Consider the following 22,346-nt stretch of genomic DNA (forward strand, 5'->3'; position numbering starts at 1 on the left):
TACAGAGAAAGGTATTACCATGGCACAGGCAAAAAAAGGCGACAAGGTAACAATTGATTACACCGGCAAGCTCGAAGACGGCACTGTTTTTGACTCCACCCTCGAAGAGGAATGCGATGCGGACGATTGCGGCGATGACTGTGGAGACGACTGCGGTGACGAAGATTGCGGCTGCGGAGGACACGAAAGCGGCCCGATGGAACTGACGGTCGGCGAGGGCGAACTGTTTCCCCAGGTTGACGAAGCATTGATCGGCATGGCGCCCGGCGACAAAAAGACCGTTATCATACCGGCTGCAGACGCCTTTGGCGAATATGACAAAGACAAGGTTTTTACTGTTCCACGCAGTGACATGCCCGAAGATCTCAAACCTGAGGTTGGTGACGAACTCGTATTGACCAACGAAGATGATGAAGACCTGGGTGTACAGGTGGTAGAGGTAACAGAAGAGAACATAACTTTCGACTCCAACCACCCGCTGGCCGGAGAAGACCTGACCTTCGAAATAACCCTGTTGGAAATCCTTTCATAACATCCTCATCTGACAACTAAAGGCGGCCAAGTGGCCGCCTTTATCGTGAAAACCCATGCCGCCAGAACATTACGAAACGATCTCAATCCCCGCATCATTCGATCCGAATGAGTTGCTTGAACTGGCCCGGATGCGCATGCCCTTCGGCAAGCATGCTGGGCAGTTGCTAATCGACCTGCCGGAACCCTATGTGATCTGGTTCGCTCAAGAAGGCTTTCCCGCAGGCAAACTGGGACAAATGCTGCAGACAGTCTACGAAATCAAGGTCAATGGGCTGGAGTTTCTCTTCGATCCCCTGCGGCAATGAAAAAAGGCCGCGGTACCTGCCGTGACCTTTATGTAACGGTTGAGTATATACGTATAAAAAATAAAAAAACAGACTGTTTTTTTCGACTGTCGGAGGTATAGTTGAATCAGGTAGTACTACCGAGTAGAAGCAACAGACTGTCTCTATAAGGAGGGCAACATTACAGAGGAAGCAAGTCCCCAAAATAGAATTAGGCAGCATATTTCCGGTAGTACCATCTAACCGGAACAGCCCTTGAAAAGGGAACATTGAGATAAAATCAGGCCCGCCGATCAACATGGCGGGCCTTTCATTTTTTGTGCATGAACCTGTGTTATTTGAAGGTTGCCAGGATATATTCAGCGATCAACCGGGCATCCTGATCAGACAGCGTTGACGCATCAAACCTGATCATTCGCGATAGGGGCTTGCGCACTATTCTTACAATATCCTCCGGCGTGGTTATGTGGTTGCGTCTCAACGCCGAGCCATAGAGGGGTCGGCCCGGATCACTGACATTACCGCCATCAGGGTGGCAGCTGGAGCAGTACTGTTTGAACAACGCCTCTCCCGAGGGTGATCTGCCCGCTTTTCCCGACGCAGCTGCAGGTTGACCGGGTCCAGCCTTCTTTGGCGCCTCTTGCGAACAGCCGACCAGTAGACCAGCAGCGAATATCACGATGACAGATACAATTGATACTATCCTGAGCATGAAAACCTCCTGTACCCTGTCAAAGCAGGTGGCATATCAGACCAGGTCAAAATTGTTCTGATACGCCATCAAGGTGTTAATCATCAAGGCCGCGACAGTCATGCGCCCCACCCCGCCCGGCACCGGCGTAATCCAGGAGCACTTTTTCGCAACATTCTCAAAATCTACATCTCCGACCAGTTTGCCGTTTTCCAGACGGTTGATCCCCACGTCGATCAGCACCACCCCCGGCTTGACCATATCCTCGGTGACGAATCCCGGGATACCCACCGCAACGATTACGATGTCGGCCCGGCGGGTTTCATCCAGCAGCAGTTCCCGGGGAGTCTCGATGTGCGTCAGGGTAACCGTAGCGTTGCCGATGTCGAAATCATTGGAGAGCATGATCGAGATCGGCTTGCCGACAATGTTGGAGCGCCCGATCACCACGCAGTGCTTGCCCTTGATCGGGATGTCGTAGAACTGCAGCAGCTTGCAGATACCGTAGGCTGTGGCCGGGCGGAAGGCCTTCTGCCCCAGAGTCATACGGCCGAAATTGGTGGGATGAAAACCGTCAATATCCTTTTCAGGCGCAATGGCGTTGATGATGTTCTGCTGATCGATATGCTTCGGCACCGGCAACTGAACAATCAGGCCGTCGGTGCTGTTATCGTTGTTGATCTCGTGAATCCGCGCCAGAATTTCGGCTTCAGTGATGTCTTCCGGCAGGCGGATCAGATTGCCGTCGAATCCAGCCTTTTCGCAGGAAATTATCTTTGACTTCACATACGATTCACTGGGGGCATGATTACCCACCAGAATAATGGTCATGTGCGGTTTGCGCAGGCCGGATTCCACATAGCCGGCCACTTTCCTGGATATGTCGACAACCAGATGTTCTGCGCATTTCTTGCCGTCCAGCAGTTTCATCTGCATTTTAAATTCTCCGCGTCTAAGTATGGATGCAATTCTGCTTTCGTCACACGGACGAACATTTTTTTGTACCACAAATCGGCTGACGCCGCAATAAGTCCGCCCCGACCCATCACTCCAGCTCCAGCGGCGGCTCCGCCAACACCGCCAGTTGCTCCCGCAGAGCTAGAATCTGCTCACCCCAGTAGTTTACGGTGTTGAACCAGGGAAATGCAGCCGGAAAAGCGGGGTCATCCCAGCGGCTCCCGATCCAGGCGCTGTAGTGCAGCATGCGCAGGGCGCGCAGCGGTTCAATCAGGCGCAGTTCGCGGGGATCGAACGAGCAGAATTCACGGTAACCCTCCATCAGCGACTCCAGTTGGGCGGTCTGCCGCTGGCGGTCACCGGAGAGCATCATCCACAGATCCTGCACCGCCGGCGCCATGCGGGCATCGTCAAAATCCACGAAGTGCGGGGCATTGTCCCGCCAGAGGATATTGCCGGCGTGGCAATCACCATGGGAGCGGATGTAACGGACAGAACCGACTCCGTCCATGATTCCGTCGATGACTTCCAGCAACTGCCTGGTGACGGCCTCGTAACTGACGCGGTAATCCTCCGGGATAAAACGATCACAGATCAGGGCAACACTGGCATGGCCGAAGCTTTCGCTGTCCAGAACCGGCCGGTGGCTGAACGGCTGCACGGCACCGATGCAATGGATACGTCCGAGCATGCGGCCGAGGATCAGCAGGTTGTCCAGGTTATCGAACTCCGGGGCATGGCCTCCCTGACGCGGATAGAGTGCAAAACTGAATCCCTTGTACCCAAAGATGCTCTCGCCGGCAGCATTCTTCCAGGGGGCCACAACCGGGAGTTCATGTTCTGCCAGTTCAAAGCAGAAACAATGCTCTTCCTGGATCTGCTCGGCACTCCAGCGGCCGGGGCGATAGAATTTGGCAATCAGCGGCAACTGTTCGTCGATACCTACCTGGTAGACGCGGTTTTCGTAGCTGTTCAGTGCAAAGGTGCGACAGTCGCAACGGAAGCCCTGGCTCTCGACGGCATCCATGATGAAATCCGGGGTAAGTACATGAAATGGATGATGGGTGGTTGTCATGGGGTCACCATACCACCAAACACGTCCTGATTCCAATTTCAAATCAACGATGAAATCAAGGCGGCGAGGATTGAGGCGACGAGGCGTACAGATCAGTACGTTGAGGAGCCTGCCCTGACAAGTCAGAATAGTTCGTTCACGAATGTTTCACATTCTAACTCACTAAGACGAGCCAACGAAGATAGCGCTTTGAGTTGGAATTGGTATGACTGGAGAAGAAAAACAGCTGACAGGACGCCTTGTTCAAATTTGTGGTATGCTTGTAAAAATTTATCAAGGAGGCGCCACCATGAAACCTGTGCATCGAACGATCATCGCTGCGACCCTGCTGCTGACATCCATTTCCGCCCCTGCCTATGCCGGTTTTTTCGACGACCTGAACTCCGTGATGGGCGGAGCGGCAGGAGGGAGTGCGGGAAGCACGCTCGATGACTCAACCATCGCCCGGGGGCTCAAGGAGGCGCTGGCCACCGGCACGTCCCGGGCGGTCAAAACCGTATCGCAGCGCGACGGCTATTTCAATAACGAGATGATCAAGATTCTGCTGCCCGAGAAGATCCGCACAACGGCCGATCTGCTCGGCAGGTTCGGCTTCCAGCAACAGGTAGACGATTTCGTGCTCAGCATGAACCGGGCCGCGGAAAAAGCGGCCCCCAAGGCGACCGAGCATTTCGTGACAGCTCTCAAGGCGATGACCTTTGACGATGCCCGCGCGATTCTGCAGGGTGATACGGGCTCGGCCACGGAGTACTTCCGGCAGAAGACCGGCGACAATATCTATTCCGCCTTCAAACCGATAGTGGCGGCCAACATGAAGGATGAGGGTGTAGCGCGCTATTACTCACAAATGGTGGATACATTCGAGGCCATCCCGTTTGCAGGGGCGGTCGGCACATTTGATCTGGAGCATTACGTCACCGGCAAGGCCGTTGATGGCCTGTTCAGCATGCTCGCTGAGGAAGAAAAAAAGATCCGGACCGACCCGGCCGCCCGCGGGACCGAGTTATTGAAAAAGGTCTTCGGGAAATAGATAGTGTTTGACAAGACGCCCTATTCTATGGCACCGCAGTACTCCAACAATTCATGAAGGAGAATCAGAAATGAGCAACTGTTATTGCGGAAGCAGCGTACCCTATGCCGAATGCTGCGAACCGATCATCGACGGGAAGCACGCTGCCGAGACTGCGGAGCAACTTATGCGGGCACGCTATTCGGCCTATGTCGGCGCCAAGATGGATTTCGTCTTTGAAACCACCCATCCCGACCATCGTCAGAACTACGATCACGCCGGCACCAGGGAGTGGGCCGAGAGTTCCGAGTGGCTGGGGCTTGAGATCGTCGGGACCCGGAAAGGCGGGACAGCGGATGAGCAGGGAGAAGTCGAATTCATCGCCCGTTTCAACGAAAAAGGGGTTCCGCGGGAACACCACGAGAATGCCCAGTTCAAGAAGGATAACGGACAATGGTTTTTTACCGATGGCGCCATGGTGAAGCAGAAACCGATCACTGTCAGCAAGATCGGTCGCAACGACCCCTGCACCTGCGGCAGTGGACTCAAATACAAGAAGTGCTGCGGAAAATAACACATCAGCTGCATTCAACAACGAACAAGGCGGCCCATCGGCCGCCTTGTTTTTTCCCCAACCCGGTTATCACAACTACATGCCCGTCATTTTTTACTGCACCTGGCCGGCCTTGATCTCTGCAGGGCTTGCGGGACGCACTGCGGTTATCGTACCGGTAAATACCAGCGCCATCCCTGCCAGGGGGTGATTGCCGTCCAGAACGGCCTTGCCCTCGGCAATGTCGGTTACCCGGTAAAAAATGGCTTCATCCGGCTCTCCTTCGGGCTCACCCTCAATCTGCATCCCGACTTTGAGCGGCTGGGGCAGGACATCGACCGATTCGATCAGCACAAGATCGGCATCATACTCGCCATAGGCCTGGGCCGGCTGCAGCTTGACCAACACGGTATCGCCGACAGACTTTCCCTCCAGCGCATGTTCAATAGCCTCAAACACGTCACCATAGCCGCCATGAAGGTAGACCAGGGGTTCTTCGCCTGCGTCGAACACGGTGCCATCCGTGTCGGTAACCTCATAACTGAGGGTAACAATCGTATCTTTGCCGATTTGTTTCATGTACTCTCCCCGCCGCCAGGGGTAGCATTCACCCGGCGGTCGTTCATGTGTTCAGATTTTTTATAGCCGCGGCCTGCCTGGTTCCGAGCGTCAGACCCCTCACAAAATTGCGCAGCAGCTGATCACCGCATTCCTTGAAATTCCTCTGCCCGATCCCGCGAAACAGGGCCGACAACTCCGCTTTCGAGATAGCGACCCCGGCCTGGTCGAAGATTTCCAGCATATCCGCATCAGTCAACTCCAGGGCGATGCGCAGCTTCCTGAGAATGAGGTTGTTATTCAGCAGACCATCCGGCGGTAGGACCGCCCCCAACTGTGCCTCGCGAGGCCCGCGCCTGCTGATGATCAAACCGTCCAGAAAGGCGGCCAGAACCGTATCGTCGCAGACCGCAAAGCCATGTTCGTCCTCCTTCTTAAGCAGCTTCAGCACATCGGTCGGCTTGATATCATGCCCTCCCAAGGCACACATTTCCGCGATGCTGATGCCGTTCAGGTTCAAGGCGTAGCGCAGACGGCGCAGGAGATCGTTACTGGTCATATAAGATCCTTTTGAAGGGGCTTGGAGGAGGCCCTGAACTTAAAAAGGCCGCCGGATGGCCGCCTTTTCTTGTCACACAATATCACTGCTGAAGTTCCTGCGTCAAGCTTGACCTGAATCAAGGTATTCAGGAGAATTCCGTGCAATCGTAGGAACGACCATTCCGATTCAAACGAGGAGCCGAAGATGATTACCACCAGCGAACTGACTGTCACCATCACCATCTGGGTTTTGACGGCTGCCGGGGCCTTTTTTGGCAGCCGCGCAGTCTGGCACCGCAGAAAGCATAAGCATTCCGAGGAGATAGAGCCGGTTTCCCGCAACTGACTATCTGATATTCCTGCTGGTAGAAAGTATGGCTTTGTCAGCCACAAAGTTGACGGTAATATTCTTCTGCTCATTTCCCCAGACGCAGTTCTTCACAAACAGCGCCTCCGAGCTGCTGTCAGGCTTGCCGAGGATCTTGACCACCTCGCTGTACGCCATCCCGGTCGTTATCTTAGCATAGTTATCAGCTGTCAGCTTGCTGCAGCCAAGCAGCATGCATACAAGAAGCAGCAGAATGATCGTCCGTATCTTCACCGTCATGTCCTTTCTGGTTGTTTTCCGCCTCAAGCTCTTCACGTATCTGGAGAGTCACGGGAAATGGATGGTTTGGCGCCGGATTGATTCATAAACGCAAGAAAGCAGGCATGCAGGTGTTCTGCCTGATCGACCCGCCCGGTACTGCGCAGGATTTCAACGACACATTCGACCGTACACAAACCGGCATTTTTCTGGTTTTTGCGGAGACTGTATTCTGATTTCTGCCCGGTTTTGAGACTGATGCGCCGAACCTTCTGCAGATACGGGCTGCGCTGGTGTATCTTACGCGCCTCCTGCCAGGTGCTGTCGATGAGGATGAAATGATGAATTCCCGCCAGGTCGCCACCCAGTTCGTCTTCGGTGCCGGGATAGATCAGCGCCACCCCGCCCGCCTTTATCTCCTCCAAAAGCACTGACGGAGGGTTCATCCGGTCCCAACGCACCTGTTCAGCGGCACTGCCAAGGACATCCACCACCAGTCGGCCGGTATTGGAGCGTTTTTCCAATTCCTTGAAATGGGTCAACAGGGTAAATTTCAGGCCGGTCGTCATACCCTGCGCACCTTGTAAAAGCGCCCCTTGACCTTGTTGCGCCCCAGGCAGGCCAGGGCCTGATCAACACTCGAGCGCACAATCGCCACATAGGCGTGGGATTCAAGCACATCAATCTTGCCGACCTCACTCCCAGCGATGCCTCCCTCGCCGGTCAGGGCCCCCAGGATATCGCCGGGGCGCAGCTTGTTTTTGCGCCCGCCGTCGATGCAGAGCGTCACCATAGGTGCTGCCGGGGGCCTGCCTGCTACCATCGAGAGCGCATCAAGATCCCCCCGGGGAATCGTGCGGCCCTGGGCACCCTCAATCGCCTGGACACGCCGCATTTCCTGGACCGTCGCCAGGCTGAGCGCCAGCCCCTGTTCCCCGGCACGGCCGGTCCGTCCGATGCGGTGGATATGGATCTCCGGGTCGCGGGACAGCTCATAATTGATCACCGCCCCCAGATCCTTGATGTCCAGTCCGCGGGCTGCCACATCGGTGCCCACCAGTACGGAAACACTCCTGTTGGCAAAACGGACCAGCACCTGGTCGCGCTCGCGCTGTTCCAGATCGCCATGAATTGGCAGCGCCGAGAAACCGCGCCTGACCAGGTCATCAGCCACCTCCTGGCAATCTATGCGGGTGTTGCAGAATACCAGGGTCGATTCCGGGCGATAATGGCCGAGAAGCCTGGCCAGGGCAGCTGTCCGCTGTTCTTTGTCCACTTCAAAGAGCAGCTGTTCGATAACCCCGGCCTCATGGACCTCATCGACACTGATCTCCACCGCTTCGTGCTGGATTTCAGCACTCATGGCAGCAATCGCCTCCGGGTAGGTAGCGGAGAAGAGCAGGGTCTGCCTTTGGCTCGGGACGGCGGCGATCAGAGCAGTGATCTCATCCTGGAAACCCATATCGAGCATGCGGTCGGCTTCATCCAAGACCAGTGTACGCAGTCCGCTCAAGTCAAGACTCCCCCGGCGCAGATGATCGAGCAGGCGGCCGGGTGTGCCGACCACAACATGGGCGCCATGTTCCAGTGACCCCAGCTGGGGTCCGAAAGGAACACCGCCGCAGAGTGTCAGTATCTTGATATTGTCGGTCAGGCGCGCCAGGCGGCGCAGCTCCTTGCCGACCTGGTCGGCCAGTTCGCGGGTGGGGCAGAGCACCAGTGCCTGCACGCGCGCCGAGGCGACTTCCATATGCGTCAGCAGGCCGATACCGAAGGCGGCGGTCTTGCCGCTGCCGGTCTTGGCCTTGGCGATAACATCCTTGCCGGCCAGGATGTGTGGCAGGCTGTGGGCCTGAATCGGCGTCATCGCGGCATAACCGAGGGAGGCCAGGTTCTTGAGCATGGCAGGTTTCAGGTGCAGTGCAGAAAATTCTTTGGGGGGCATGAAGCGCTCTCTTTCTTTAATGTCACCCTACCCCAGACGAGTGTTTTCGTCCAGTATTCTATGGAGCGGGGAGTCCGGCGACTGCCACCTGAAACCGGTGTGATTTCCGCAGCCGGGACATAAAAAAGGCGACCGTTTGGCCGCCTTTTTCAGGTCTGCAGATGATCAAGCGCGGAGTATCTGTTACTTTTCCGAAAAACTGTAACGGTAGCTGAAACCTTTGGGATCATAGAAATCAAGCGGTTTACCGCCGACCTCCGCATAGGGATAGCCAAAAGTGTTCAATGGCGCTCCGGCCTGTGGCGGGTTGAGCCGCAGGTCACGCCCTCTGGCCAGCACCACCCGGTACGCATCGATGCCGCCCCAGAAGTACGCCCGGTACTCTTTGGTCTTCGGGTTATCCAGCTCCAGCTTTTCCACCAGCATCGCCTTGCGCACATCCGCCGGATCGGCGCTTACCCAGCCATAGCCCGGCACAAAGAACTCTGCCCAGCAATGCTGATAGCCGGTAATATCCTCTACCGGTTTCTTGCCGAGCCGGATACTGAACACCTCGCGGGCCGGAACCCCGGCGGCGCGGCAGAGTGCAATAAAGACCGAGGAGATATCCGTACATTTCCCCCCCGGCTTCTTCAGCAGCAGGCAGACATCACCCAGACCGCACCCTTTGGTAGCGGGATCACGGTACATGTTCTCCACGGTCCAGTCGTAGATGGCGCGGGCCTTCTCCAGGTTTGTCAGCTTTGACGTGGTGATCCTGTCGGCCAGGACCTTTACATCGCCGGCAAGGGGACCAAGGCTGGTCGGCAGCAGGTATTCGGCATAATCGCCCGGATTCCAGCGCGGCTCCCTGGCCGGAAGATCGCGCTGAGCAATCTCCTGGCGCACTGCCCGGAAAGAGAAGCTCAGTTTCCTGCTCACGGCAGTTGCGGGCCACTCGGCATACAGCATCGGCGTACCATAGGTCAGGTCGGTATAGACCCCTGACGACGCAAAGTCGCCGGAAACCCTGATATCGCTTATTACCTGGATGCGATCGCTGACCGGATAGGGTATCCACAATTTGGCATCTTTACCCGGGGGCTGCGCAGACAGGTCCACCTCCAGGGTGACGATACCGGCCCGCTGGCCTGCCCCCCACGCACTCCCCGCAACGAGTCCGCATAATACAATAATTGCTACAATGATCCTTCTCATGCCGCTCTCCTGTTTCCGGATTTTATGCACAGCACCTCATTTCGGGTTCTGTGCAGCAGGAGCATAGCCCGATTCACCCACTGAGACAAACGGGTAGATTCGATACATTCAGGAGTTACAATCGTTATCACCGATGTACATACCTTGCCACGGGACAGCGTCTTAGGCTTTCTTCCTCCGGCAAAGTTTGCTATAGTGCCATTTCAATTCCATGTACGTAAACGACATTTTCTTAGGAGAAAATCTGTGACAACAACCGTTGAGAAAATTTGCGCGGCAGCCTGTCCGCCCGTCGACCTGAGCGGTGACGACGGCTGGACGCCCTTCGATGCAGCCTCGCTGGTAGGTGAGTCGTTGCGATTCGTTTCCGGCGATCCGACTGGCAATCGTTTCCGGGTGCGCTACTATAAGGATTCGGAGCAGCATCTCAAAGCCCGCATCTGGTTCGGGCCCGAGACCGAAGGGCCCCCGGGGCATGCCCATGGCGGCTCGATGGCCGCCGTTCTCGACGAGGTCCTGGGACTGTCCGCCTGGGCAGCCGGCTATTCGATCGTGGTCGGCAACCTGAATGTCAATTTCCGCAATCTGCTGCCGCTGCAAAAGGTAGTTACGGTTGAAAGCAAGATCATCTCTGCCGAGGGGCGCAAGGTAATGGTACATGGCCGCATTTTCTGCGGCAAGTCAACCTATGCCGCCGGGGAGTGCCTCTGCATCACCATTCCGGGCAAATAGACGGGCTATGAGATTCAGGTCACACCTTGACACAGGCAGTACAACCTGAAACAGCTCAGGCGGCCATTGGCCGCCTGAGCTGTTTCTTCATCCACATCGGCACCAACGCCGGTTGTCAGAAATAGTTCACCGTCAGCTGCGGGGCACGTGCAGTAATGGAATCTTCAATTTCAATCAGTCCAGGTGTAACGAAGCCAAAATCCTCCAAAATACGAACCTGAAAGGCGGGCAAGGCTAATCGTTGTGCTTCCCTCATCAAAGCAGTCACATTAACCGGAACAATAAACCCGATGTCTGTTCTGGAAACAGGGGGGCTGATCGTGGTAAATGCGAGTGGTGGTAAAATAATACGATCGAAATCATTTGGCAGAAGAGGTGCCCCAAAGGATACCAGCTCAATACGGATGGGAATGGAGCCACTAAGTGGCCGAACATCATTAATAAAGATCTTGAGGGTCGCGGAATCGATTATCGCATTACCAGGCACCCCACCAACTCCTCCCAAAGGGAAACCGATAAAGGCGCGATATTCAGCCCCGGTAACGGGGTCTATGCCGGCAAACAAACTTGCAGAGTTCTGAACCGATGTCAACACCAATGTGACTGGATCTTCTACAACATAGCCGTCCAATGACAGGGAACTGGTAATTTTAGTTTGAATCGGCGGACTGACAACTACTTCTCCACTGCCGCATCCCGCCAGTGCAATACCCATAAACAACAGGGCTGCAAGTAATCTGCTTTTCATAACAGGCCTCCAGTTTTGCTTGATTTGTACTTGGATTATAGCACCATCTGTTGCAACAAACCGTTTTTATCCACTCCAGCGACAACTGCTGCCGTTCAACGCACTACTCCCGGCACACAAGGTTGTTGCGCTGCACAACCTTGATCCCCCCGTTGGACATGTCATAAACCCAGCCATGCAGAGACAGGGCCTTGTCCTGCATTGCGTTACGGACAAAGGGGTATTCCTGCAGATGTTCCAGTTGCAGGCGTACATTTTCTTCCACAATCAGGTTCATGCGCTGCTCCTCCGTAATCTGGAAGTGCAGTCCCAGAAGCTTGTCGTCAACCCGCTCCCGCGCCTTGTAGGCATTGTTGAGCCAGATCGGGATATAGCGGTCGTCCGCATTTTTTTCATCCAGTGCCGCGATCCCCCCGCAGCCGTAATGACCGCACACAACGATATCGGGGATCATCAGGTGGTTGATGGAGAACTCCAGTACGGCCGACAGGTTCCAGTCATTGGTGGCAACGATGTTCGCCACGTTGCGGTGGACGAAGATCTCGCCCGGCCGGGTCTGGGTAATAGTATTGACCGGTACGCGGGAGTCCGAGCAGCCGATCCAGAGGACGGTCGGACGCTGCTGTTTGGCGAGCTCCTCAAAGTAATCCCGCTCCCGGTCAAAGACATCCGAAACGAAACGCTTGTTGCCGTCCAGTAGTGTTGTGATCATATCCCCCCCGCTTCATCCGACAACCACTTCGTGCCTCTCGTATGTACAACAGTATGGTTTATTTCATATCACGTCAAGGAGTTACAGGTTTTGCCTGGTACAACCCCGGTAAGTTTTTTGTACCTGGCGCGTAGCTGCAGTGTACAAACAAAAACGCCCTTCCGGGCTCTACCCGGAAAGGCGTTTCATACTATCCAGCAGATGGTGAGGCTACAGCTTGAACTGACGCACCAGTCGCTGCAGCTCCTCTGCGACGGTGTTCAGTTGGCTGGCTGCGGCGGCTGACTCGTGGGCACCTCGGGCGGTCTGCTGGACAACCTCAGTAATCTGCATGATATTGCTGCTGATTTCCGAAGTCGTAGCGGTCTGTTCCTCGGCTGCCGTGGCGATCTGATTGACCTGGGTCTGCAGGGAGCCGATCTGATTAATGATATCGGAGATCGCCTCACCTGACTTACCCGCCTCGACGGTTCCATTCTCGACCTCCCTGACCCCCTGTTCCATGGCAGCAACTGCGCCCTTTGTTTCCGTCTGGATCGCCTTGATCATCTCGCTTATTTCGCGTGTGGCCCGGGTCGTACGCTCTGCCAGGGCACGGACCTCATCGGCGACAACCGCAAAGCCGCGTCCCTGCTCTCCGGCCCTGGCCGCCTCTATGGCCGCATTAAGAGCCAGAAGATTGGTCTGGTCGGCAATATCCTCGATGGTGCCAACGATCTGGCCGATCTGATCCGAACGTGTACCGAGACTTTCAACCGTTTTTGAGGTTGCGTTTACCTGTTCGGCGATTTTGTACATACATTTAACCGTATCCTGCACCACATGCACACCGGATGCCGCCGATTCATTGGCCCGATTGGCAGACTCTGCCGCCTTCTGGCAATTCTGTGCAATATCTCCGGAGGTGGCTGACATCTCCTCGCCGGCTGTAGCAACAGTTGCAGCCTGGGACGCCACCTCCTCTGCACCGGTTGCCATCTGCTCGGAGGTGTTGTAAACCTCGCCGGATGTGGAGGTTACCCGGCTGGAAGCTTCCTCTATTTTGCCGATCATGGAGCGGAGGTTGTCGATCATGGCGGCAAAGGCTCCGGTCATCTGCCCGATCTCATCGCTGCCGCCCTGCACCAGCTGAACCCTCAAATCTCCTGCTGCAACCTTGTTGGCCTCTTCAGCCAGTCTGCGGATCGGAGCCGAGATGGCACCGGCAATAAACAACCCGAACAGGAGTGCAGCAGCCACACAAGTCACTATGGCCGCGATAATCAGGTACTTGGCCGAAGCATAGATACTGTCAGCCTGCTTGGAATCCTCGGCCGTCTCCTTTTTGTTATGTTCAACCAGTTCATTCGCATTTTTCTGGGCAGCATCGTAACTCTTCTTGCTGACCGTACGCATATATTTCGTTGTTTCTTCCAAGTTGCCGGTCCTGGAAAGCTCGAAGGTCTTGGCAGAATCCTTGTAATAGGCGGCAACAAGGCCTTTCAAGCCGTCCAGCAGTTTCTTTTCTTCCATCGTCAACGGAAGTTTTTCCATTGCAGCTATCGCTTGGCCGACTTTTTCCGCAGTCTCGGTCTGTCGCTTGGTATAACGGTCAAGTTCTTCGGGGGTCGTGTTTGTGCAGGCCTGGATTTCGCCTCGACGATTGAGATTCATCTGGCTGTCGACAATGCCCAGGTTTACAACTGCCGGAAGCAGATTTTTCGACATGTCATCAGATTTTTCTTTAACCTTGCCGATCTGTATCAGCGAGAATATTCCCAGAATCGTTGTCAGCAAAGTAATGATGATAAATGCCGATAAAATCTTGCTTCGGATCTTCATACCAGAAAACATTCTCTCCCCCAAATATACTATATATATAACTTATATCATATTTTAATGTATACAAAAGGCAGGGGGCAAAGTCAATTAATTAAAAACAAGTCCGCAGCAATGAATTGAGACCAACATTATTGCGATGTATTGTTGTCTATGCTCTCCGCATCCGCATCAGGTTGCTGACCATCCGGGTTCAAGGGAATCGGCGGCACGCCTTCAGCTCCGATGGATTTGGTACAGAATTCACCCGGTTCGGTCCCGGAGATATAGTATTCGTCCCGTTTCTTTTGTGTGCCCTCCGCCGCCGGGCAACCGGTTGCAGGGTCGATGGAGACGGAAACAACCGTATCAGGTTTCAGGAAATCCACAACCGGCTTTCCGGCCAGCGCCTTTCGCATGAACCGCTCCCAGATGGGGGCTGCAACAGCCCCTCCGGTAAAGCCTTTCCCGCCGGGCCGCGGTTTGTCGTATCCCACCCAGACACCGGTTATCAGCTGGGGGGTATAGCCCACAAACCAGGCATCCCGATAATCATCGGTCGTGCCGGTCTTCCCGGCGGACGGATGTGCCTGGCTGAATTTCTTGAGCCCCTTGGCAGTACCATAGGACATGACGTCTTTCAGCATCTGGGTGGTGACAAAGGCTGTAGCCGGGGAAAGGACCGGGGCAACAACCTGGGGATTTTCCAACCATGTGCGACGCTTGCTGTCATAGACACGAATTATCGTTCTCGCTGCGGGCCGCCCTCCCCCGGAGGCCAGAGGGGTGTAGGCCAGTACCAGGTCGCTCAAAGAGACGTCATCGGTTCCCAGGGCCAGCGATAGTCCATTTTCCGGGCGCAGGGACAGTCCCATCTTTCCTGCAAAATCGACGAAATACGGTACCCCGATGTTCTCCAGCAGCTTCACCGCGATGACATTATTGGAATAGGCCAGGGCCTGCCTGAGAGAAAGATCGCCGTACTGCTCTCTCCCATAGTTCATCGGTTTCCAGACTTCATTCCTGCCCTTATTGTAGGCGACCGGCGTATCATTCCAGAGGCTGCCGGCTGTAATACCCTTTTCCAGGGCCGCAGCATAGATCAGCGGCTTGACGGCAGAACCGGGCTGACGCCGGGCAGCAAAGGCCCGATCATAGCCGCTCTGGGTAACGTCGACACCACCCACGGCCGCCAGCACATCACCTGTAGCCGGGTCCAGACAGACCAAGGCACCCTGCAGTCCGGGCGACAGTCGCTTTACTCCCTCCCGCACTATCTGCTCAGCCTGTTTTTGCAGGTTCAGATCCAGGGCCGCGGTCACTTCCAGCCCTCCCTGTTCGATGACATCCGCTCCGTAGCGTTCAATCAGCTTACTGCGGAGATGCGCCAGATACTGGGGGGCCTGTCCCGGTTTGACTACCGATGGCGGATGGGCTCGCAACGCTTTTGATTGACTGGGAGAAATCATGTTCAGATCGACCATGCGCTTCAGCACAATATCCCGCCGCCCCGTAACATGGACCGATTTTCCCAGGGGATTATAGCGGGACGGATTTTTCTGTACTCCGGCTAAAAGTGCGCACTCGGCCTCATTGAGCTCTTCCGGGCTCTTATCGAAGTAGAGTCGGGCCGCCTGGGCAATGCCCCAGGCCCCGTTGCCGTAATAGATCTCGTTGAAATACATCTCCAGAATCTGCTTCTTGCTGTATTTCTCTTCAAAATCGATGGCCATGCGGGCTTCATCAATTTTTCGCTCAATGGTTTTTACGCCGGACAGATACCTGTTCTTGATCAACTGCTGGGTGATGGTCGAGCCCCCTTCAGCCAAGCGCCCCTTGACCACATCCTTTACCAGGGCCCGGGCGATCCCGCGCACATCGATGCCGCCATGTTCATAAAAACGGGCATCTTCAACTGCCACCACCGCCTTTTGCAGGAACAGGGGGATACGATCAATGGAGACCCAGTATCTCTGTGCCGGCTGGATTCGGCCGACATAACGCTTATGGTTGTCAAACACCTTGATGGAGCTGTAACCGGACGGCAGGGGGGGATAGGTGGCGAACGTGTCCAGAGCATGTGCCGGTGAGATCAGACATAAAGCCAGGAAACTGCCGGCTGCAACGGAAAGAATCTTTCTCTGTGATGTGAATAAGGAGACCAAGGGGTTGTTTCTCCTGAAAAGGTTCCGGTTCGGGATTCAACTGCGGAACAAATCTTGTCACATCTCATGTTCACTGGCAAGCTAATCCCTTTGGCGCCAACCGGTGTCGAGCACATATATTCATCACCACAACAAAAAAAACCAGCGTCAGTGCCATTCAAGAAAAACAGATAAGGCGACCAATTGGCCGCCTTATAAACTCTAAATTCTTCAGAAAAATCAACGCCCAATTTTCAGCGGCGAATCTATTCGGGCTTTACATAATTGTGCGCCCGTATGGATGCAGCTGAGGCCTTTGACTGGCAAAAGGAGATGAACGCCTGCGCCAGCGGGCTGGGTTCACCCTTGGTAATCAGGCTCAGGGGACGGGTCAGGGGATAGCTGTTCTGAGCAATTGTTTTCAGGGTTGCCTTTTTCCCTGACAACGCCAGGATATTGATCGGCATACCGCTCAACTTGTCATGAAAGGCCTCCCCGCTGGAAACAAACGCAATTGCCTTTTGATCCGTTGAAACGAGTCTCATGGCAACCTCGGCATCATTGACCACCTTCCCCCGCAGGTCTGAATCCCTTACCCCGAGGAATTCTGCGACGACCTTGTTGGAAGAACTGGCACGGTCACGAATCACGGTGGTAATCGGCAGATTGGGACCACCGACATCTTTCCAGTTGGCGATTCTCCCCATATAAATACCTTCAAGCTGCGAAGGTGTCAGGCTTTGAACCGGATTGTTTCTCGCAGTAACAAAGCAGATGCCGTCGTAGGCAATTGTGAAGGCGCGCAGATCAACCGACTCCTGAGCAGTGAGAGCACGAGACACCATGCCGATGGATGCGCCGCCACTGCGTGTATCGTTTATCCCCTTGCCTGAGCCTCCACCCCGCACGACTATTTTCACCCCTTTGTTGCTATGCATGAAGTTCTTGGCCATATCAACGATTACCAACTCTGCCGTGTCCGAACCGCTGATCACCAGCTGGCCGCTCAGGTCAGAAGCCATAACCCCACCGGGCAACGCTGCCAGGCACAACCCCGCTACCATCCTCAAGAAAAAACCTGCAACCCTGTTCATACAGCGCCTCCCAATTTAAAATGCAGCAAAGAATATCCTGAAAAGTTTCAATATACCTTATGAATTGAGATAGTTATGTTACAATTTTGTGACAATTGCAGATCGTTCCTTACGCTTATAACATAGTTTTCCGCGAACTTTGAACAGGTACCAGCAACGAAGGCCGCGGGATACCTCCCGCGGCCTTCGTGTTGCTGACATATCCGACGCCCAATTGGCCGCCGGATGAATCAAGGATATTTTTTCTGGAATTAAAAGAATGCGACAGAATAGTTCAACACATCATAATACCCCTCAGCCATCCTAATTGATCGAAGAAACCCTCGTATGATGACAATCGTTGCACTTGACCGGGCCTTCTCCAAATAAATCATGGCAATCCGTGCAGTTTTTATGCGCCCAGGCCTTGCCGAAGCCGCTGATCTTGCCCGGGTCAGCTATGGAGACCTTTGTCTCATCCTTGGAGACAGACACATTATCATGGCATACGGAACACTTGCCGACTCGTTCCACCTGATGACCTTTGTGATTGAAGGACATGCCGTTTTTGAATTCAATGGTGTCGGCAGCAAACGCACCTGACGCAACCAACAGTATTACCAGAGTCAATTTCAACACAAGAACCTCCCCTGTCATCTATAACCTTCTGCTGTGTATAGGTACTTTAATCAGTATACAGAGGCGCAATGTTCTGATCAAGATAAAAAGACTTATATTATCGTCTTTGTTTTATTAAAGAAGAAACAGCCGGAAATACCTGCCCTTCCAAGCCCTCTGGCTGTCGTCAGCACGACGATCTCTTGACCCGTCCGGCGGTTAGTTCTACCATGATATCAGGGAGTGAATGTCAGCGTATTTACAGGGATAAGGAGGAACGTTACACAGCGCAGGAGCGCAGAAAGGGGGTTCACCATGTCGGCCATCGAACTGAACGAAAAGGAAGCAACCGCATTGGTCAATGCACTTGAGTCGTATCTCCCGGACCTGGCAACGGAGCGGGTCGGGACAGACAACCGGGAGTGGCATGCGGAACTGAAGGAAAGGGAGGCCATCCTCGCTGAAATTCTTACGCGCCTCAGAGGCGTGAAGAATTAACAGGGGAGCGGGCGCTGAGCAAGGGCTGTTCCGGGGCTAGCGGCGCGGAGTATCCAGCAGCGGCTTGATAAACCGTTCAAAGGTGAGCATCTGTTTCGCGGACAGCAGATCAAGGTCCCCTTCGTTATCGATCAAAAAGGTGCACACACCGATGACCGTCCGTGTCAGATAACCGGTCCCGGCAACGCTCTTGTCAATCTCAGCGACCCGTTTGTGAATGAGGGTGTTCAATTTGTTCAGGTCTACGTTCATATCCTTTACTCCTGCACGTGTAAGTTCGCTGCGCGCAATGGTCGCAATGCTGTCATGGTGACGCCATTTTATACACCATCACGCTCAGAACTTCCACCCCAATGAGTCGGTGCAGGGTTGGTCAGCCCGTATCAGCTTCGTAATTCTTCAGTAATGTTTTCCTGATGACAGCGTATACATGCGGTCAGGAGGGGAATAAATCAGGAGGAGGGTTATGATGTTAAACCGGATTTTCGCGAGACCCGCCACCATAGCCGGACATAGAGTGCCGCATTGAACCCCAGAACCCCCAGCCCCATGATCACCTGGAAGCGCGAGGTCAGTCCCAACGGGTAGAGGAGCGGTTCCAGATAATGCTCGATGAAGGATCCGCCGTAGCCTGCGGCACCGCCCATCTGCCGAAAATGGTTTTCCAGATAGGTCAGAGGGCAAATCCATCCCTTGATCTCAATGATGCCCCCCCACAGGGCGGCCGGCACCTGCAGCCATGCCAGCCGCGGCCAGCGCAGCACCGCCAGTCCGCCGCAGATCACGAAAAGCACAAACAGTACATGAACCAGCACCGCCAGATCGGCCAGCACAGAGAAGATCATACATTGCTCCCTGGGTAGATGATGCATGCCACCACTCCTGCCATTATTCTCGACCTCCCCCCCGGATGGTGCCAATCCGAAATATCGATATCGGTTCCGGAAATGCCAGTTTCCCCCTTACGTAACGACACCTTTTAGTGGCGCCGGCGGTTTGAAGAGGGCGTATAATATGAGGTAGATCAAGGCAGCTACACGCGCCTGACAGATAAAAGGAGGTGCCAGCCATGAAAACCATGACACCGGGAACAACCATGCCGCGCCGCCAGATGAATGCAGCCATGAAAATCCTGATGGAGAAGAAACATCGCATGATGACGAACCACAATGTTCACGTCATCACCCCTCACGGAAAGGTTGTAGCCGGGCGCAAAGGGCGCAAGGTCTGAACTGCTCATCTGCCCCTGCCGGGTTCCCTCCCGGCAGGGCATCGGCTGCCCGGTCGCGGATAGTGCTTGCGTTCATGGCATCCTCCTCTGTTCGTACTGATAACACTTGTTGTGAATTTAATTTTAGGCCGCTTTCGTGATTAAGGGAAGAGGTATGGCTTGGGAAGGAAACCCTGAACAGAAGTCGCTGTTAAAAAAAGCAAAGGCAGCCTTTGGCTGCCTTTGCAATTACATAGTGTTCCGCCGGAATGTCACACGCCTACGACCTGCTACCGCGACGACCGGCCTTGGGGGCCGGGCGCTCAGGTACGACCTTTTTCCGCCGGGGAGCGGTTTTCTTCGGGTCCTGGGCGGCCTTGTCCTGTTTCTTCCTGGCCTTGATCTGTACGTCCGCCAGCTTGAGTGCCTGCACCCGTGAACTCCGCCGGGCCGCTGTGACCGGGAACTCTTCCAGGGTCTGGTGCGGAATTTTATAGGTCAGCAGCTTCTCGATCGCCTGCAGCAGCGGCTTTTCCTCCGGGGAGACCAGCGACAGGGCGATCCCATTCTCTCCGGCCCGGCCGGTGCGCCCGATGCGGTGCACATAATCCTCGGGCACCTGGGGCAGGTCGTAATTCACCACGTGCGGCAAGCGCTCGATGTCCAGCCCGCGCGCCGCCACATCGGTCGCCACCAGCACGCGGAAATCGCCGCGCTTGAACTCCGCCAGGGTTCGGGTGCGGATCGACTGGCTCTTGTTGCTGTGGATGGCGGCGGCCTTGATCCCGTCCAGTAGCAGCTCTTCGGTCAGCTTGTCGGCGCCGTAGCGGGTGCGGGCAAAGACCAGCACCTGGTTCCAGCCCCCCTGGCGGATCAGGAACGAGATCATTTCCCGCTTGCGGCTCCGCTCCACCTCGTAGATAGCCTGGGTGACCGCGTCGGCGGCGATGTTGCTGCGCGCCACCTCGATCCGCTGCGGGTGATCCAGCAGCTGGTCGGCCAGCTGTTTGATCTCTTTGGAATAGGTGGCCGAAAAGAGCAGGGTCTGGCGTTTGGCCGGCAGATACTCCGCCACCTTCCTGATGTCATCGATGAATCCCAGGTCCAGCATGCGGTCGGCCTCGTCCAGCACCAGGAACTGGATGCGGGAAAGATCGATCGTGCGCCGCTCGGCATGGTCCAGCAGTCGACCCGGCGTCGCCACCACGATATCCACGCCGCGGTGCAGCCTCTCGATCTGGGCCTGGATGGTCACACCGCCGTAGATCATGGTCGAGCGCAGCGACAGGCGCCGGGCATAGTTGTTCGTATGTTCACTGACCTGGGCCGCCAGCTCACGGGTCGGCACCAGCACCAGCGCACGCGGCTTGCGCCGCTTTTCGCGGGGGATCTTCTCGCTCAGCCGCTGCACGATCGGCAGGGCAAAGGCGGCTGTCTTGCCGGTGCCGGTCTGGGCGCCGGCCAGCAGGTCGCGCCCCTCGAAGACCAGCGGGATCGCCCCGGCCTGGATCGGGGTCGGGGCGCTGTAGCCCTGGGCGGCAATCGCGCTCAGCAGTTCGGCGCACAGGCCGAGTGATTCAAATGACGTGGCAGTGACGGCTTTCACTTCGGGCGCTGCAGTTGTTTCTGGGTTCATGGGGTATCTCTCTCATTGTGTGCTCACAAAAAAAACCACAGGGGAATGTCCCTGTGGTTCAGACGTACCGTACTATAGCATGTTACGGCTGGCGGGGCAATTTATTAGCCGGAGGTATACACAGCGGAACAGAGCGGCCGGAAATAGCCGGTTAAAATCAGCATCCCCCATTTCTACACCGGCTCTTTTTGTTCCACCCGCCGTCTCTGACGCAAACTATTATCACCCGTTATCATTTGCTGGTTGACTTCTCACTCATAAAAGCCCTTAGTGATAGAACGTCTGAAATACATCAGACAAAATCACAAGTGCAGGATCAGGAGAAAGTACACATGGTAAACGGAACAGTTAAATGGTTTAACGACAGCAAAGGTTTTGGTTTTCTTGAGCAGGAAAATGGCGACGATGTATTTTGCCATTTCTCAGCTATCGCAGGCGACGGCTTCAAATCGCTTGTTGAAGGTGATAGTGTAACGTTTGAAGTAACCAAGGGTCCGAAAGGGCTTCAGGCCGCGAACGTAGTGAGAGCCTAAACAACTACTCCAACAAACACCAAAAGCCCCGGGGAAACCCGGGGCTTTTTTTTGTGGAAAACGCGCAGGAAATGTTGTGGCAGCTCACAGAAACAGGCATTTTTTTAAACCTGACCAGCCCCCCGGATTCACAACCTGTTGAGCGCCTCACGGGCGCCTGGTGTCATGATCACGTGTCGGCGGGTTTGTTGATTTCGTATCCAAATGCGCTGAATGCTTTTTTCAGTGCAGAAAGCTGCTCGTTGGTGAGCTCTTCAAGTATATCCTGCATGTCATTCTTGGCCTTGTCCGTCGAGCAGATTGCTTCCTTTATCCGCAACTGCATGGGGCCGGGCAGGCCCGAACCGGCAACGACACCGTCAATGTCGCCTGAATCACAGAGCAGCCGATGCCTCTCGGCGCAGTCCTTGGTGATGAAGAAATTGTTGCCGTCCTTGTACACCATGAAAGTACGAGTACCGCATCCGCTTACCATGAGCGCTAGGGCCATAATGACCGCAGTTCTAGGAAACCAAGGCATGGCATCTCTCCTCTCCGGGCTTTATGCTCCGTCAATTACAACTGTACTGCCTATGGGCCGGGTGTCAATACGTGCGGGGGCGATTCCTGAGACAGGTTATTAATTCCAGAAAGCGCCCAATCGGCCTCCTTTGCTATTTCCCTGCTTGTAATTTCCCTCCCGGCTGGGCAACAATACGCACATGCACATCCTTTCT

28 protein-coding genes are annotated in these 22,346 nt (G+C 55.0%); 9 read left to right on the top strand and 19 right to left on the bottom strand.

Annotation, left to right across the window (positions count from 1 at the left end; translation table 11 throughout):
- The first annotated feature begins 19 nt into the window (after nt 1–19).
- Both ACOCF6_RS06175 and ACOCF6_RS06180 read left to right on the top strand, forming a co-directional pair.
- Complete coding sequence (locus ACOCF6_RS06175) at nt 20–532, top strand: FKBP-type peptidyl-prolyl cis-trans isomerase (RefSeq protein WP_482459517.1); 513 nt, start codon at nt 20–22, stop codon at nt 530–532.
- A 55-nt stretch (nt 533–587) separates the two neighbouring features.
- Entirely contained in the window at nt 588–839 is a 252-nt protein-coding gene (locus tag ACOCF6_RS06180; protein ID WP_482459518.1) for a DUF3820 family protein, read from the top strand.
- A 313-nt stretch (nt 840–1,152) separates the two neighbouring features.
- Here the strand turns inward: ACOCF6_RS06180 and ACOCF6_RS06185 are convergent, their stop codons facing one another.
- From ACOCF6_RS06185 to ACOCF6_RS06195, 3 genes are all read right to left on the bottom strand, one after another.
- Nucleotides 1,153–1,530, bottom strand: coding sequence for a c-type cytochrome (locus ACOCF6_RS06185; RefSeq protein ID WP_482459519.1), 378 nt, complete (start codon nt 1,528–1,530; stop codon nt 1,153–1,155).
- Nucleotides 1,531–1,566: 36 nt separating this feature from the next.
- Nucleotides 1,567–2,439: a bifunctional 5,10-methylenetetrahydrofolate dehydrogenase/5,10-methenyltetrahydrofolate cyclohydrolase gene (locus ACOCF6_RS06190; protein ID WP_482463278.1), complete on the bottom strand. Its 873-nt coding sequence runs from the start codon at nt 2,437–2,439 to the stop codon at nt 1,567–1,569.
- 115 nt (nt 2,440–2,554) lie between these two features.
- Nucleotides 2,555–3,541, bottom strand: a complete 987-nt coding sequence (locus ACOCF6_RS06195) for a serine/threonine protein kinase (RefSeq protein ID WP_482459520.1) — start codon at nt 3,539–3,541, stop codon at nt 2,555–2,557.
- A 289-nt stretch (nt 3,542–3,830) separates the two neighbouring features.
- On the opposite strand from ACOCF6_RS06195, the gene ACOCF6_RS06200 reads away from it, so the two are divergent.
- A complete protein-coding gene (locus tag ACOCF6_RS06200) occupies nt 3,831–4,571 on the top strand; it encodes a DUF4197 domain-containing protein (protein ID WP_482459521.1) in 741 nt (246 codons plus the stop codon).
- A 70-nt stretch (nt 4,572–4,641) separates the two neighbouring features.
- The gene (locus ACOCF6_RS06205) at nt 4,642–5,124 is read left to right on the top strand and encodes a YchJ family protein (protein WP_482459522.1); all 483 of its coding nucleotides are present in this window, start codon (nt 4,642–4,644) and stop codon (nt 5,122–5,124) included.
- A gap of 93 nt (nt 5,125–5,217) precedes the next feature.
- On the opposite strand, the gene ACOCF6_RS06210 is transcribed toward ACOCF6_RS06205, so the two are convergent.
- Together ACOCF6_RS06210 and ACOCF6_RS06215 are read right to left on the bottom strand one after the other, a co-directional pair.
- Nucleotides 5,218–5,682, bottom strand: coding sequence for an FKBP-type peptidyl-prolyl cis-trans isomerase (locus ACOCF6_RS06210; RefSeq protein WP_482459523.1), 465 nt, complete (start codon nt 5,680–5,682; stop codon nt 5,218–5,220).
- A gap of 43 nt (nt 5,683–5,725) precedes the next feature.
- The gene (locus ACOCF6_RS06215) at nt 5,726–6,220 is read right to left on the bottom strand and encodes a YehS family protein (protein WP_482459524.1); all 495 of its coding nucleotides are present in this window, start codon (nt 6,218–6,220) and stop codon (nt 5,726–5,728) included.
- A gap of 186 nt (nt 6,221–6,406) precedes the next feature.
- On the opposite strand from ACOCF6_RS06215, the gene ACOCF6_RS06220 reads away from it, so the two are divergent.
- Nucleotides 6,407–6,547: a hypothetical protein gene (locus tag ACOCF6_RS06220; protein WP_482459525.1), complete on the top strand. Its 141-nt coding sequence runs from the start codon at nt 6,407–6,409 to the stop codon at nt 6,545–6,547.
- Here the strand turns inward: ACOCF6_RS06220 and ACOCF6_RS06225 are convergent, their stop codons facing one another.
- The 4 genes from ACOCF6_RS06225 to ACOCF6_RS06240 form a co-directional block, all read right to left on the bottom strand.
- On the bottom strand, nt 6,548–6,808 hold the full coding sequence (locus ACOCF6_RS06225) for a DUF3862 domain-containing protein (RefSeq protein WP_482459526.1): 261 nt from the start codon (nt 6,806–6,808) through the stop codon (nt 6,548–6,550).
- Nucleotides 6,809–6,840: 32 nt separating this feature from the next.
- Nucleotides 6,841–7,356: a DTW domain-containing protein gene (locus ACOCF6_RS06230; RefSeq protein WP_482459527.1), complete on the bottom strand. Its 516-nt coding sequence runs from the start codon at nt 7,354–7,356 to the stop codon at nt 6,841–6,843.
- Nucleotides 7,353–8,732, bottom strand: coding sequence for an ATP-dependent RNA helicase DbpA (dbpA, locus tag ACOCF6_RS06235; RefSeq protein ID WP_482459528.1), 1,380 nt, complete (start codon nt 8,730–8,732; stop codon nt 7,353–7,355). The genes ACOCF6_RS06230 and dbpA overlap by 4 nt, the downstream gene beginning before the upstream one ends.
- Before the next feature lie 183 nt (nt 8,733–8,915).
- Nucleotides 8,916–9,929 (bottom strand): transglutaminase-like domain-containing protein, encoded by a 1,014-nt coding sequence (locus ACOCF6_RS06240; RefSeq protein ID WP_482459529.1) that lies wholly within the window; start codon nt 9,927–9,929, stop codon nt 8,916–8,918.
- 246 nt (nt 9,930–10,175) lie between these two features.
- On the opposite strand from ACOCF6_RS06240, the gene ACOCF6_RS06245 reads away from it, so the two are divergent.
- The gene (locus tag ACOCF6_RS06245) at nt 10,176–10,661 is read left to right on the top strand and encodes a PaaI family thioesterase (RefSeq protein ID WP_482459530.1); all 486 of its coding nucleotides are present in this window, start codon (nt 10,176–10,178) and stop codon (nt 10,659–10,661) included.
- A gap of 115 nt (nt 10,662–10,776) precedes the next feature.
- Here ACOCF6_RS06245 and ACOCF6_RS06250 read toward each other — a convergent pair whose 3' ends face one another.
- The 6 genes from ACOCF6_RS06250 to ACOCF6_RS06275 all read right to left on the bottom strand — a co-directional run bounded on the left by ACOCF6_RS06250 (nt 10,777) and on the right by ACOCF6_RS06275 (nt 17,774).
- Entirely contained in the window at nt 10,777–11,409 is a 633-nt protein-coding gene (locus ACOCF6_RS06250) for a hypothetical protein (RefSeq protein WP_482459531.1), read from the bottom strand.
- A gap of 103 nt (nt 11,410–11,512) precedes the next feature.
- The gene (locus tag ACOCF6_RS06255; protein WP_482459532.1) at nt 11,513–12,121 is read right to left on the bottom strand and encodes a carbonic anhydrase; all 609 of its coding nucleotides are present in this window, start codon (nt 12,119–12,121) and stop codon (nt 11,513–11,515) included.
- A 210-nt stretch (nt 12,122–12,331) separates the two neighbouring features.
- A complete protein-coding gene (locus ACOCF6_RS06260; protein WP_482459533.1) occupies nt 12,332–13,942 on the bottom strand; it encodes a HAMP domain-containing methyl-accepting chemotaxis protein in 1,611 nt (536 codons plus the stop codon).
- Nucleotides 13,943–14,070: 128 nt separating this feature from the next.
- Entirely contained in the window at nt 14,071–16,083 is a 2,013-nt protein-coding gene (locus ACOCF6_RS06265; protein ID WP_482459534.1) for a transglycosylase domain-containing protein, read from the bottom strand.
- A 245-nt stretch (nt 16,084–16,328) separates the two neighbouring features.
- Complete coding sequence (locus tag ACOCF6_RS06270) at nt 16,329–17,156, bottom strand: phosphate ABC transporter substrate-binding protein (protein ID WP_482459535.1); 828 nt, start codon at nt 17,154–17,156, stop codon at nt 16,329–16,331.
- A 303-nt stretch (nt 17,157–17,459) separates the two neighbouring features.
- Nucleotides 17,460–17,774: a cytochrome c3 family protein gene (locus ACOCF6_RS06275; RefSeq protein WP_482459536.1), complete on the bottom strand. Its 315-nt coding sequence runs from the start codon at nt 17,772–17,774 to the stop codon at nt 17,460–17,462.
- 294 nt (nt 17,775–18,068) lie between these two features.
- Here ACOCF6_RS06275 and ACOCF6_RS06280 point away from each other — a divergent pair, with 294 nt between their 5' ends.
- Complete coding sequence (locus ACOCF6_RS06280) at nt 18,069–18,251, top strand: hypothetical protein (RefSeq protein ID WP_482459537.1); 183 nt, start codon at nt 18,069–18,071, stop codon at nt 18,249–18,251.
- A gap of 36 nt (nt 18,252–18,287) precedes the next feature.
- Here ACOCF6_RS06280 and ACOCF6_RS06285 read toward each other — a convergent pair whose 3' ends face one another.
- Together ACOCF6_RS06285 and ACOCF6_RS06290 are read right to left on the bottom strand one after the other, a co-directional pair.
- A complete protein-coding gene (locus ACOCF6_RS06285) occupies nt 18,288–18,503 on the bottom strand; it encodes a hypothetical protein (RefSeq protein WP_482459538.1) in 216 nt (71 codons plus the stop codon).
- Between the two features lie 212 nt (nt 18,504–18,715).
- On the bottom strand, nt 18,716–19,096 hold the full coding sequence (locus ACOCF6_RS06290) for a DUF2784 domain-containing protein (protein ID WP_482459539.1): 381 nt from the start codon (nt 19,094–19,096) through the stop codon (nt 18,716–18,718).
- 224 nt (nt 19,097–19,320) lie between these two features.
- Between ACOCF6_RS06290 and ACOCF6_RS06295 the strand changes: the two genes are divergently transcribed.
- A complete protein-coding gene (locus ACOCF6_RS06295) occupies nt 19,321–19,482 on the top strand; it encodes a hypothetical protein (RefSeq protein WP_482459540.1) in 162 nt (53 codons plus the stop codon).
- Between the two features lie 259 nt (nt 19,483–19,741).
- On the opposite strand, the gene ACOCF6_RS06300 is transcribed toward ACOCF6_RS06295, so the two are convergent.
- Nucleotides 19,742–21,097: a DEAD/DEAH box helicase gene (locus ACOCF6_RS06300; protein ID WP_482459541.1), complete on the bottom strand. Its 1,356-nt coding sequence runs from the start codon at nt 21,095–21,097 to the stop codon at nt 19,742–19,744.
- 332 nt (nt 21,098–21,429) lie between these two features.
- On the opposite strand from ACOCF6_RS06300, the gene ACOCF6_RS06305 reads away from it, so the two are divergent.
- Nucleotides 21,430–21,630, top strand: coding sequence for a cold-shock protein (locus tag ACOCF6_RS06305; RefSeq protein ID WP_482459542.1), 201 nt, complete (start codon nt 21,430–21,432; stop codon nt 21,628–21,630).
- Between the two features lie 169 nt (nt 21,631–21,799).
- On the opposite strand, the gene ACOCF6_RS06310 is transcribed toward ACOCF6_RS06305, so the two are convergent.
- Nucleotides 21,800–22,150 (bottom strand): hypothetical protein, encoded by a 351-nt coding sequence (locus ACOCF6_RS06310; protein WP_482459543.1) that lies wholly within the window; start codon nt 22,148–22,150, stop codon nt 21,800–21,802.
- Nucleotides 22,151–22,346 lie beyond the last annotated feature (196 nt).

It is taken from the genome of Geobacter psychrophilus (assembly GCF_056821595.1).